11 protein-coding genes are annotated in these 11,589 nt (G+C 64.7%); 3 read left to right on the top strand and 8 right to left on the bottom strand.

What is annotated here, in order from left to right; genetic code table 11:
* Positions 1 to 220: 220 nt before the first annotated feature.
* The gene (locus SO140_RS41640; RefSeq protein ID WP_498542006.1) at positions 221 to 2,842 is read right to left on the bottom strand and encodes a TIGR02302 family protein; all 2,622 of its coding nucleotides are present in this window, start codon (positions 2,840 to 2,842) and stop codon (positions 221 to 223) included.
* A gap of 171 nt (positions 2,843 to 3,013) precedes the next feature.
* Between SO140_RS41640 and SO140_RS41635 the strand changes: the two genes are divergently transcribed.
* Positions 3,014 to 3,397, top strand: a complete 384-nt coding sequence (locus SO140_RS41635; RefSeq protein ID WP_028134137.1) for a carboxymuconolactone decarboxylase family protein — start codon at positions 3,014 to 3,016, stop codon at positions 3,395 to 3,397.
* A gap of 130 nt (positions 3,398 to 3,527) precedes the next feature.
* Positions 3,528 to 4,418, top strand: a complete 891-nt coding sequence (locus tag SO140_RS41630; RefSeq protein ID WP_449383658.1) for an NAD(P)-dependent oxidoreductase — start codon at positions 3,528 to 3,530, stop codon at positions 4,416 to 4,418.
* Between the two features lie 110 nt (positions 4,419 to 4,528).
* Here the strand turns inward: SO140_RS41630 and lysA are convergent, their stop codons facing one another.
* The 3 genes from lysA to argH all read right to left on the bottom strand — a co-directional run bounded on the left by lysA (position 4,529) and on the right by argH (position 7,602).
* Positions 4,529 to 5,794, bottom strand: coding sequence for a diaminopimelate decarboxylase (lysA, locus tag SO140_RS41625; RefSeq protein WP_449383657.1), 1,266 nt, complete (start codon positions 5,792 to 5,794; stop codon positions 4,529 to 4,531).
* A gap of 23 nt (positions 5,795 to 5,817) precedes the next feature.
* A complete protein-coding gene (gene lptM, locus SO140_RS41620; RefSeq protein WP_449383656.1) occupies positions 5,818 to 6,111 on the bottom strand; it encodes an LPS translocon maturation chaperone LptM in 294 nt (97 codons plus the stop codon).
* A 93-nt stretch (positions 6,112 to 6,204) separates the two neighbouring features.
* Positions 6,205 to 7,602, bottom strand: a complete 1,398-nt coding sequence (argH, locus tag SO140_RS41615) for an argininosuccinate lyase (protein ID WP_449383655.1) — start codon at positions 7,600 to 7,602, stop codon at positions 6,205 to 6,207.
* Positions 7,603 to 7,709: 107 nt separating this feature from the next.
* Here argH and tlpA point away from each other — a divergent pair, with 107 nt between their 5' ends.
* Complete coding sequence (gene tlpA / locus SO140_RS41610) at positions 7,710 to 8,411, top strand: thiol:disulfide interchange protein TlpA (protein WP_449383654.1); 702 nt, start codon at positions 7,710 to 7,712, stop codon at positions 8,409 to 8,411.
* Positions 8,412 to 8,420: 9 nt separating this feature from the next.
* Here tlpA and SO140_RS41605 read toward each other — a convergent pair whose 3' ends face one another.
* The 4 genes from SO140_RS41605 to SO140_RS41590 form a co-directional block, all read right to left on the bottom strand.
* A complete protein-coding gene (locus tag SO140_RS41605; protein ID WP_449383662.1) occupies positions 8,421 to 8,615 on the bottom strand; it encodes a hypothetical protein in 195 nt (64 codons plus the stop codon).
* 185 nt (positions 8,616 to 8,800) lie between these two features.
* Positions 8,801 to 9,682: a 3-hydroxybutyryl-CoA dehydrogenase gene (locus SO140_RS41600; protein ID WP_449383661.1), complete on the bottom strand. Its 882-nt coding sequence runs from the start codon at positions 9,680 to 9,682 to the stop codon at positions 8,801 to 8,803.
* A gap of 190 nt (positions 9,683 to 9,872) precedes the next feature.
* On the bottom strand, positions 9,873 to 10,817 hold the full coding sequence (locus SO140_RS41595) for an electron transfer flavoprotein subunit alpha/FixB family protein (RefSeq protein ID WP_449383653.1): 945 nt from the start codon (positions 10,815 to 10,817) through the stop codon (positions 9,873 to 9,875).
* Entirely contained in the window at positions 10,817 to 11,566 is a 750-nt protein-coding gene (locus SO140_RS41590) for an electron transfer flavoprotein subunit beta/FixA family protein (RefSeq protein ID WP_284275186.1), read from the bottom strand. Before SO140_RS41590 ends, SO140_RS41595 begins: the two co-directional genes overlap by 1 nt.
* Positions 11,567 to 11,589: the final 23 nt, after the last annotated feature.

Below are 11,589 nucleotides of genomic sequence, written 5' to 3'. Positions count from 1 at the left end.
GCGCGCGCCATCTTCACACTCCAACGGTCGGGACGAAGAGCTGGCCTGCAATCGAACAAAGAGCTGACCAACCACCTCGACACACCAACTCCCCATGTGAGCAATCCAGATCCTCCGCGGAAAGATTCCGAATTGCTTCGCTGCGCTCGCAATGACGGAGAATATGACATGAGATTCCGGGTTCGCGCTCACGCGCGCCCCGGAATCACGGCGCGAGTGCTCAAAAATCCTTCAGCAGGCGCTCGAGGTAGTCGAGCTCGAGCTGCGGCCGAGAAGGATCGCCCAGGCGGCGGCGGAGCTCTTCGAGGATGCGGCGGGCGCGCTGGACGTCGATCTCGCCGGGGATCTTGACCGTGTAGTCGTCGCTGAACTCGCGGCCGTGCAAGGGACGGCCGAGCGGGTCGGTCTGGTTGCCACCGCTCTGCTGGCGGCCGGCACGATTGCCGGGGCCATCGCCCTGGCCGTCGCCGTCGCCCTGCTGCATGGCCTCGGCCATCTTCTGCGCACCCTTGCGCATCGCGTCGAGCGCCTTGCCTTGCGAGTCCACGGCGCCGTCGGCATTGCCTTCGCCGAGCTTGGAGCCGGCATCGCCCATGGCGTTGTCGGCAGCATCGAGACCGCCGTCATCATCGCCCTGGTCGGCATCTTCATCGCCGCCCTGGCCCTGCTGGCCCGGTTGTCCCTGCTCGCCTTGCTGACCCTTTTGGCCTTTCTGGCCCTTCTGACCCTTTTGGCCGTTCTGCGCGAGCCCGCGCTTCTGGAGCTCATCCTGAAGCTTCTTCAAGCGGTCGCGCAGCGCCTGCTGGTCCTGCTGCAGGTCGGACATCGACTGATCGCCCTGCTGGCCCTGCTTGCCGCGCATGCGGTCGCGCCGGGAATCCTGGCCCTGCTTGAAGGTCTTGTCGCGCAATTGCTGCTGCTTGCGGATCATGTCGCCGAGCTCGTTGAGCGCCTGCTCCATGTCGCTCTCGCCGCTCTGACCCGGCTGCGCCATCTGCAAGCCCTCCAGCATCTGCTGGAGCTGGTCGAGCAATTGCTTGGCCGCATCCTTGTCGCCGGAGCGTGACAGGCGCTCCATGCGGTCGATCATGTTGTTGAGATCCTGCTGACGCATGATCTTCGTGTTGGGATCAAGGGGACGGGCGAGCTGCTGCGGATTGTTGCGGAACTGCTCGGCGAGCTGGCGCATGAAATTGTCCAGCGCCTGACGCAGATCCTGGGTGAGCTTCTTGATCTCCTCGTCGCTCGCACCGCGATCCAGCGCCTGCTTGAGAGCGTCCTGCGCCGCGCGGAGCGCCTTGTCGACGTCGGTGATGTTGCCGTCCTCGATCGTCACCGCAAGCGCCCAGAGGCTCGCAACGACCTCGCGCAGCGCGTCGTCGGTGCGAGCAGCCTCGAGCTGCCTCGCGACGTTGTAGAGGCCGAGATATTGGCCGGTCTCGGGCGTGAACAATTCCGGCGCAATCATCAGCGCGTCGAGCGCGGCATAGACGTCGGAGTTCTTGTTGGCATCGAGCGCCAGGATGCGGCGCTGCTCGATCAGCGCGCGCGCCAGCGGCTTGGTGAAGAGACGTTCGGGCAACCGCATGTTGAAGGGGTCGCTCTTCGCCTCATTGCCCGCCTCGTCCTTGGCAGTCAGCGTCAGCGTGACATCGGCGCCGGCGTAAGGGTCCTCGCTGAGGTCCTTGACGGTCTGGCCGAGGCCGTTGCGAGTGCGCGCGTTCGGCAGCACGAGCGCGAATTGCGGCGGCTGGAACAGCGGCCGCGGCGCGGCCTTCTCGTCGCCCTTCTGGGCATCGGACGGACGCACGACGAATTGTGCCTCGGCGCCGGTGACGCCGTAATCATCCTCGATCTTGTAGGACAGCTGCAGCGCGCCTCTGGCCTGACGCTCGGGATCCTTGGCCAGTGCAATCGTCGGCGGCCGATCGGGCGTCGCGGCGAACTTCCATTGCGGCTGTCCGGAAGGCGCGCGGACATGCGCCGTGCCGTCGCTAGCGATGGCAAAATGCTTCTCGCTGGTACCTTTCGGGGCCTGCTCGTTCGGCGCAACTTCCTTGAGGCCGCCGGAGACCACGACGTCGAGGCTGCCGCCGGAGGAGCGCACGATCAGCGTCGAGCCGGCGGGAACGGCGAGCGGGCCGCTCGCGGGAAGCGCGGCGGCCTCCTTGTTGGCGGCCGACAGGATGATCGGCGGCTTGGAGGTGTAGACCGGCGGGGTGACCCAGGCGTCGACGCGGATATTCGTCGGCGCCAGCACGCCGTTCCAATCGAACGCAGCGCCCATGCGCATCGCGCGCTCGTCGCCGGCGGCGAAGAAGGTCGCGACCAGCATCACCATCACGAGCCCGCGCAGCGCCCAGGGATCGTGGATCGCGAGCCGCGGATGCGGCAATCCGGCGCGGATGCGCTTGAGCGATGCCAGCGTGCGCTCGCGCTGCGCCTGCCACAGCGCCTGGGCGACCGGATCCTGCGTGCTCAGGGTGTCGGTGAGCGTCGTTGCCGGGCGGTGGCGGATGCCCGAGCCGTTGTCCAGCCGGCTCAGGCCCTGCTCGCGGCTCGGCCAGCGGAAGCGAATCAGCGGGAACAGGGCGGCAAGCGCCGCGACGGCAAACAGGCCAAGCCCGATCGCGCGGGCGATGAAGGGCAGCGCCAGCCAGAGGCCAGCCCAGGATACCACCAGAAACAGTCCGACAACGGTCAAAAACCGCGCCAGATGCGGCCAGGCGCGCTCCCAGGCGATCGCATATGTGGCCCGCTTGAGGGCCTGCGCCAGCTTCAGCCGCGACAGAGTATCGCCATCGCGCATCGGGTCTGACGGGTCGGGGGTGACGCCGTTCAATCAACTCTCCAGGTTGCCCGGAAGGACAGCCTAGCACAACGGCAGCACTGAGGCACCCGTTCCTCTACGGGACCCCGCACCCGAGCGGTGCATAACACGAAGGCGTGACTGGTTGTGTTCGTCACCGTAGGTTTCGGTCGCAAATCCTTCAGGCAAGACACGAGGAACGCCATGGACAAGAAGATGCACGACAAGGGGCTGGAAGTTCGCAAAGCGGTGCTGGGCGAGGCCTATGTCAACAATGCCCTGAAGAACGTCGACGACTTCAATCGGCCGTTCCAGGAGATGCTCAACGAATATTGCTGGGGCACGGTGTGGGGCCGCGAGGAGCTGCCGCGCAAGACCCGCAGCATGCTCAACATCGCGATGATCGCGATCCTCAACCGCCAGCACGAGTTCCGCGCGCACCTGAAGGGCGCGCTGACCAACGGCGTCACCCGTGAGGAAATCCGCGAGATCCTGATGCAGGTCGCGATCTATGGCGGCATGCCGGCCGCGGTCGACAGTTTTCGCATCGCGCGCGAGGTGTTTGCCGAAATCGACGGCAAGGCGTGAGCGACACTGGCGCCGTAAGGAATGCACCGCATTCTCCCCGAGTCGTCCCGGCGAACGCCGGGACGACAGCGGAAGGTGGTGGCACGCAGCTCCGTCCCTGACAAACGAACAAAAAACACGAGGAAACACCATGGACATCGGATTCATCGGCCTCGGAAACATGGGGTTTCCGATGGCGCGGCGATTGATCGAGGCGGGGCATCGGCTGGTTGCGTTCGATACGCGCAAGGAGGTCCTCGACACGCTGGTGGCGCGTGGCGCCACCGCGGCGACGTCGCCGAAGGATGTCGCCGATGAGGTCGAGACCGTGATGGCGAGCCTGCCGTCGCTGCAGGCCTCGCTCGAGGTCGCAACCGGAACGAACGGCGTGATCGACGGCAAACGCGTCAAACGCTTCGTCGATCTGTCGACCGTCGGCTCGCAGATGGCGGTGAAAATTCACGGCCTGCTGGCAAAACGCGACATCGTCCAGATCGACAGCCCCGTCTCCGGCGGCGTCGCCGGCGCCGAGAAAGGCACGCTCGCCGTGATGGCGTCCGGCCCGAAGGCCGAATTCGCGACCATCAGGGCCGCGCTCGACGTGATCGGAAAGGTGTTTTTCATCGGCGAGAAGCCGGGCGCGGCGCAGACCATGAAGCTCGCCAACAATTTCCTCTCGGCGACCGCGATCGTGGCGACATCGGAAGCGGTGGTGATGGGCGTCAAGGCCGGGCTCGATCCGGCCGTGATGATCGACGTCATCAATGCGGGCTCCGGCATGAACACCGCAAGCCGCGACAAGTTTCCGCGTTCGGTCCTGCCGCGGAGCTTCGACTTCGGCTTCGCCACCGGGCTGATGGTGAAGGACGTGCGGCTGGCGCTGGACGAGATGAAGCAGCTCGGCCTGTCGATGGAGGTCGCGGATGCGGTCGGGCGTCTCTGGGAGACCGTGATCAGCGAGGAAGGCGCAGATTCGGATTTCACAGCGGCGATCAAGCCGATCGAGAAGCGGGCGGGTGTGGTGGTGGGCGGGAAGAAATGACGCCAGTCTTGTAGCCCGGATGGAACGTAGCGTAATCCGGGTCCTTCGCAACGCGTGATAGACCGTCCCGGATTTCGCTGCGCTCCATCCGGGCTTCTACGATCACGCGCTCACAGCCATGGCGCGGGCGTGTCCATGGCGATGAGCTGCTCGACCTCGATGCGAGGGCGGACCACTGCATACTGATCGCCCTTGACCAGCACCTCCGGCACCAGCGGCCGGGAATTGTACGTGCCGGCCTGCACGGCGCCGTAGGCACCAGCGGTCATGATGGCGAGGAGATCGCCCGGCTTCGGCGTCGGCAGCGTGCGGTCGAGCGCGAGGTAATCGCCGGTTTCGCAGACGGGGCCGACGACATCGGCCAGCATCGTCGGCGCGCCGGCGACGGGCTGCGTAACCGGCAGGATGTCGTGATGGGCCTCATACAGCGTCGGACGGATCAGGTCGTTCATCGCGGCGTCGATGATGACGAAGTTCTTGCCGTCGCCGTGCTTCACGTAGATCACCTTCGTGACCAGGATGCCGGCATTGCCGACGATCATCCGGCCCGGCTCGAACATCAGCGTGCAGCCAAGATTATGCGTGATGCGCCTGACCATCGCGGCATAGGCGTCGGGCGCTGGCGGCGCCTCGCGGTCCATGTAATAGGGAATGCCGAGGCCACCGCCGAAATCGACGTGCGAGATATTGTGGCCGTCGGCGCGCAGCGCCTGAACGAATTCGGCGAGGATGCGGAACGCGATCTCCATCTTGGAGAGATCGGTGATCTGGCTGCCAATATGCACGTCGGTGCCGGTCACCTCGATGCCCGGAAGTTTTGCGGCGCGTGCATAGACCTCGCGGGCGTGGATGATCGGGATGCCGAACTTGTTCTCGGACTTGCCGGTAGAGATTTTTGCGTGCGTGCCGGCATCGACGTCTGGATTGACGCGGACCGAGATGCGCGCGGTCTTGCCCATTTCGCTGGCAAGGCGTGACAGCAGCTCGAGCTCGGGCTCGGATTCGACATTGATGCAGAGGATGTCGGCGGCAAGCGCCGAGCGCAACTCGGTCTCGGTCTTGCCGACGCCGGAGAACAGGATCTTGCTGGCGGGGATGCCGGCAGCGAGGGCGCGCTTCAACTCGCCGCCCGAGACCACGTCGGCGCCCGCCCCCAACTTGGCCAGCGTACGTAGCACCGACTGGTTGGAATTCGCCTTCATGGCGTAGCAGACCAGCACCTTCTCGCCGGCAAAAGCGTCCGCGAAGACGCGGTAGTGCCGCTCAAGCGTCGCGGTCGAATAGCAATAGAAGGGCGTGCCGACGGTCGCGGCGAGATCGGAAAGGTTCACCGCTTCGGCGTGCAGGACGCCGTTGCGGTAGTCGAAATGATTCATGGCGCTCGCTCAATCATCCCGGCTCACTTGCCGGGCTTTTCGTCCAGCAGCGGGTCGAGGACAAACGATTTCTTCTTGCCCTTGGCAGCGGCCGGCGCAGCCTCCGCGCCGTAGGTGGGATTGAACACGCTCGGCGTCTTCTGGGCCTCGGTCTCGGTATCGGTGGGAGCCGGGGCGACGTTGGCCGTGGACGCACTGGACGCAGTCGGCGGCAGGTCCAGCGGACCCTTGCGGCCGCAGCCGGCGAGCGCCAGGGCGCTCAGGCTCAAGACAACGATGGCCCACCCCGAGCCGGTCGGGCGAAACTTTGACGTCACGACGAGATCCCCACTACGCGGGCCGCACCATACAGAGATTGGCTCGCTCTGGCGAGAGCCGGATGACCATGAAAAACAAGCGAAATTTTGCCTTCAGCCCGATTTTCGCTCTTTTTCCAACCGCTTCGCCCATGCCTTGGCCTGCGCCGTGACGTTCTTCGGCGCCGTGCCGCCGAAGCTTGTGCGGCTCTTTACCGACGATTCGACCGAGAGCACGCCGAGCACGTCCTTGGTGATCTTTGCCTCGATCGCCTGCATCTCCTTGAGCGAGAGCTCGTGAAGCGCGACGCCGTCGCTCGCGGCCTTCGCCACGATCCGACCGGTGACGTGATGGGCCTCGCGGAACGGCATCTTCAATGTCCGCACCAGCCAGTCGGCAAGATCAGTCGCGGTGGCATAGCCTTCGCCCGCGGCCGCTTTCATCTTCGCTTCGTCCGGCACGAGGTCGCGGACCATGCCGGTCATGGCGCGGATCGCGAGCGACAGCGCGGCAAAGCCTTCCATCGCGCCCTGCTTGTCCTCCTGCATGTCCTTTTGATAGGCGAGCGGCAGGCCCTTCATCACGATCAGGAGACCGTTGAGCGCGCCGATGACGCGCCCGGTCTTGGCGCGCACGAGCTCAGCGGCATCCGGATTGCGCTTCTGCGGCATGATGGACGAACCGGTGGTGAACTTGTCGCTGAGGCGGATGAGGCCCACGAGCGGTGAGGTCCAGATCACGATCTCCTCGGCAAAGCGCGACATGTGCACGGCGCAGATCGAGGCCGCCGACAGCGTCTCCAGCACGAAATCGCGGTCGGAGACCGCATCGAGCGAATTCGCCATCGGCCGGTCGAAGAGAAGCGCTTTCGCAGTGGCGTGGCGGTCGATCGGGAACGAGGTACCGGCGAGCGCGGCCGCTCCCAGCGGCGATTCATTCAACCGCTTGCGGGCATCCTGAAAGCGGCCGCGATCGCGTCCGGCCATCTCGACATAGGCGAGCAGATGGTGGCCGAAGGTGACGGGCTGCGCGGTCTGCAAATGAGTAAAGCCGGGCATCACAGTCCCGGCATGCTCCAGCGCGCGTTCCACGAGCGCCTCTTGGAACGCAGCGAGCGCAGCATCAGTCTCGTCGATGATGTCGCGGACGAACAGGCGGAAGTCGGTTGCGACCTGGTCGTTGCGCGAGCGCGCGGTGTGCAGGCGGCCGGCGGCGGGGCCGATCAGCTCGGACAGGCGGCTCTCGACATTCATATGGATGTCCTCGAGCGCGCGCTTGAACTCGAAACCGCCCCTGCCGATCTCTGACAAAATCGTGTCTAGACCCTTGCCGATATTTTTCGCATCAGAGGCCGTGATGATGCCCTGCGTGGCGAGCATCGCGGCATGGGCCTTGGACGCGGCAATGTCCTGGGCGAAGAGGTGACGATCGACGTCGATGGAGACGTTGATTTCCTCCATGATCTCGTCGGGACGTTCCGAGAACCGGCCGCCCCACATCTTGTTGCTCATGATCCCCTGCTCACGCCTTGCTTGTCGCTTGCTACGGCCTGTGCCGCACGTTTGCTGGCCGCAGCCAGCCGTATTAAGAGGCCCCTGATAGCCATATCTGCGACCGGATGACAAACGATATGCTCGACCCCAACGATATGCTCGACCAACGGAAAGCGCGGTCGGCCACCCGCCGGATCCCGCTCGTGATCGCCACCGTGGTGGTCGGCGGCCTGGTCGGCTTTGCCGCGCTGTACGGGGTGGGCCTGAAGCGGGGGCCGGCGGGCGATCCTGCCTGCCGCGCCGCGGTCCAGACCGCCAGCAGGATCGCGCCGCTCGCTCATGGCGAGGTGGCCGCACTGACCATGGCGACCGCGCCGTTGAAACTGCCGGACCTCGCCTTCGAGGACGCCGACGGCAAGCCGAAAAAGCTTTCGGACTTCCGCGGCAAGACGGTGCTGGTGAACCTCTGGGCGACCTGGTGCGTGCCCTGCCGGAAGGAAATGCCGGCGCTGGAGGCGCTCCAGACCAAGCTTGCGGGTCCGAGTTTCCAGGTGGTCGCGATCAATATCGACACCCGCGACCCGGAGAAGCCGAAAAACTTCCTGAAAGAGGCCGGTCTGACGCAGATCGGCTATTTCAACGACCAGAAAGCGAAGGTTTTCCAGGATCTTAAGGCAATAGGTCGGGCGCTGGGCATGCCGACCTCGGTGCTGGTCGACCCGCAAGGCTGCGAGATCGCCACGATTGCAGGGCCGGCCGAATGGGCCAGCGATGATGCCGTGAAGCTGCTGCGCGCGGCGCTGAACCCGGCCGCCGCGGCGCTTTAAGCCGTAATTTTAAGCCGTAATATTGAGGCTATTGCCGACGCCGGCGCCGACATTGGCGAGCGAGGGCTGGCCGGCGCCGAGCAGCGTCAGGACGGCGGATTTCTCCGCATCCAAGTTCTGTTTCGTCACGGTCGCCGCGATGTTCGACTGCAACGCGCCTTGCTGAGCGGCCAGCATGCTGCTGACCATGGCCATCATGTCCATACAAAGACCCTCGTACGGGCGGCAGCCTAGGCGCGAGGGGTTAACGAGAGGTGAGCAGGCGCGGTCTTGCAGGATCGGGTGGGCAAAGCGAAGCGTGCCCACCTCTTTTGCTGCGATCACGGAGAGATGGTGGGCACGGCGCTCCGCGCCTTTGCCACCCTACGACACCCGTTGAATGGACCGGCTTACCTTGTCGGGACCGGCTTGGCGCCGCGGTAGTCGTAGAAGCCGCGCTGCGTCTTGCGGCCGAGCCAGCCGGCTTCGACGTATTTCACCAGCAGCGGGCACGGGCGGTATTTCGAGTCGGCCAACCCCTCATGCAGCACCTGCATGATGGAGAGGCAGGTGTCGAGGCCGATGAAATCGGCCAGTTCCAGCGGGCCCATCGGATGGTGGGCACCCAGTTTCATCGCCGCGTCGATCGCCTCGACGTTTCCGACGCCTTCATAAAGCGTGTAGATCGCCTCGTTGATCATCGGCAACAGAATGCGATTGACGATGAAGGCCGGAAAATCCTCGGAGACTGCGACCTGCTTACCGAGCTTGGCAACGAATGCCTTGGAGGCCTCGAAGGTGGAATCATCAGTGGCAATGCCGCGGATCAGCTCGACCAGCTCCATCAAAGGCACCGGATTCATGAAGTGAATGCCGATGAAGCGCTCGGGGCGGTCGGTGGCCGCGGCCAGGCGGGTGATCGAGATCGAGGAAGTATCGGAGGCGACGATCGCCTCGGGCTTCAGGACGGCGCAGAGCTCGTGGAAAATCTTCCGCTTGACCTCCTCCTTCTCGACCGCGGTCTCGATCACGAGGTCGCAGTCGGCGAGGTCATCCAGCTTCTCGGCGAGGGTGATGCGCGACAGCGCCTTGGCCTTGTCCTCCTCGCTGACGGCCTTCTTGGACACCTGGCGCGACAGATTGCCGTTGATGGTGGCCATGCCCGACTTCAAACGATCGGCCGAGACGTCGTTGAGCACCACGTCGAAACCGGCCAGCGCCGCGACATGGGCAATGCCATTGCCCATCTGCCCCGCGCCGATCACGCCGACCTTCTTGATCTCTGCCATAATGCCATCCACCGGAACGGCGCGGATGCCGCGCCCTGCCTATCCCCCGTGAGCCGAGGATCCGATTTAATCAGAACCCGGGCTCGAAACCTAGATTGGATCGCGCCCTTCCGCGTGCCCCCGCGAAAGAAACCGCCTCAGAAATGAAACACCGGCCGGAGTTAGGACATCCGGCCGGTGTTTTTACGGTGTTTTACTTGCCGAGCTTGCCGAGTTCGGCCGTGAGTTCAGGAACCGCCTGGTAGAGGTCGGCGACCAGGCCGTAGTCGGCGACCTGGAAGATCGGCGCGTCCTCGTCCTTGTTGATCGCGACGATCACCTTGGAGTCCTTCATGCCGGCCAGATGCTGGATCGCGCCGGAAATACCGACGGCGACATAGAGTTCGGGGGCCACGACCTTGCCAGTCTGGCCGACCTGCCAGTCGTTCGGCGCATAGCCGGCGTCGACCGCCGCGCGCGAGGCACCGACACCAGCACCGAGCTTGTCGGCGAGCGGCTCGATGTATTTTGCGAAATTTTCCCGGCTCTGCATGGCGCGGCCACCAGAGACGATGATTTTCGCCGAGGTCAGCTCGGGGCGGTCGCTCTTGGCGACTTCCTCACTGAGGAAGGACGACAGGGCCGGATCGGCCGCCGCCGCGACGCTCTCGACGCTCGCGCTGCCACCGGCCGGCGCAGCAGCGAAGGTCGAAGTACGCACCGTGATGACCTTCTTGGCGTCCTTCGACTTCACCGTCTGGATGGCGTTGCCAGCGTAGATCGGCCGCTCGAAGGTATCGGGCGCGACGACCTTGATGATCTCCGAGACCTGCATGACGTCGAGCAGCGCTGCGACGCGCGGCATCACGTTCTTGAAGCGCGAGGTCGCGGGCGCGACGATCGCGTCATAGCCGGACGCCAGCGAGACGATCAGCGCGGCCAGCGGCTCGGCGAGATCGTGCGCGTAAGCCTCGCCGTCGGCGAGCAGCACCTTCTTCACGCCAGTGAGCTTTGCGGCAGCGTCAGCCGCGCCCTTGGCGTTCTGGCCGGCGACCAGCACGTCGACGTCGGCGCCGAGGGCGGCGGCCGCCGTCAGGGCCTTGCTGGTCGCATCCTTCAGCGACGCATTGTCGTGTTCAGCAATCAGAAGCGTCGTCATCAGAGCACCCCGGCTTCGTTCTTGAGTTTCGACACCAGCTCGGCGACGTCCTTGACCTTGACGCCGGCCTTGCGGCCCGGTGGCTCCGTCGTCTTGAGAACTTCAAGGCGCGCGGTGACGTCAACGCCGTAATCGGCGACGGTTTTCTCCGCGATCGGCTTCTTCTTCGCCTTCATGATGTTGGGCAGCGAGGCGTAGCGCGGCTCGTTGAGGCGGAGATCCGTGGTGACGATCGCCGGCCCCTTCAGCTTCACGGTCTGCAGACCGCCATCGACCTCACGGGTGACCTTGAAGTCGCTGCCTTCGACCTCGAGCTTGGAGGCAAACGTCGCCTGCGACCAGCCGAGCAGCGCGGCCAGCATCTGGCCGGTCTGGTTGCTGTCGTCGTCGATCGCCTGCTTTCCCAGAATGATCAGGCCCGGCTGCTCTTCGTCGGCGACCTTCTTCAGGATCTTGGCGACCGCCAGCGGCTCCACATTGCCGTCCGCCTTCACCAGGATGCCGCGGTCGGCGCCCATGGCGAGGCCGGTGCGGATCGTCTCCGACGCCTGCGCCGGTCCAATGGAAACCACCACGACCTCGGTGGCCTTGCCGCCTTCCTTCAGGCGCAGCGCTTCCTCGACCGCGATTTCGTCGAATGGATTCATCGACATCTTGACGTTGGCCAGTTCAACGCCCGATCCATCGCCCTTGACGCGGACCTTGACGTTGTAATCGACCACCCGCTTTACCGGCACTAAGACCTTCATCGATCCTCTTTCACTTGAATTCT

Source organism: Bradyrhizobium sp. UFLA05-108 (genome assembly GCF_059803455.1).
Note: the sequence above shows the minus strand (reverse complement) of the source record. Positions and strands in the feature narration are given on the sequence as shown.

Excerpts from the sequence above, each read along its gene's own strand:
- SO140_RS41635 (WP_028134137.1), top strand. The coding sequence starts at position 3,014 with ATGGACAAGAAGATGCACGACAAGGGGCTGGAAGTTCGCAAAGCGGTG.
- SO140_RS41630 (WP_449383658.1), top strand. The coding sequence starts at position 3,528 with ATGGACATCGGATTCATCGGCCTCGGAAACATGGGGTTTCCGATGGCG.
- lysA (WP_449383657.1), bottom strand. The coding sequence starts at position 5,794 with ATGAATCATTTCGACTACCGCAACGGCGTCCTGCACGCCGAAGCGGTG.
- argH (WP_449383655.1), bottom strand. The coding sequence starts at position 7,602 with ATGAGCAACAAGATGTGGGGCGGCCGGTTCTCGGAACGTCCCGACGAG.
- tlpA (WP_449383654.1), top strand. The coding sequence starts at position 7,710 with ATGACAAACGATATGCTCGACCCCAACGATATGCTCGACCAACGGAAA.
- SO140_RS41605 (WP_449383662.1), bottom strand. The coding sequence starts at position 8,615 with ATGGACATGATGGCCATGGTCAGCAGCATGCTGGCCGCTCAGCAAGGC.
- SO140_RS41595 (WP_449383653.1), bottom strand. The coding sequence starts at position 10,817 with ATGACGACGCTTCTGATTGCTGAACACGACAATGCGTCGCTGAAGGAT.
- SO140_RS41590 (WP_284275186.1), bottom strand. The coding sequence starts at position 11,566 with ATGAAGGTCTTAGTGCCGGTAAAGCGGGTGGTCGATTACAACGTCAAG.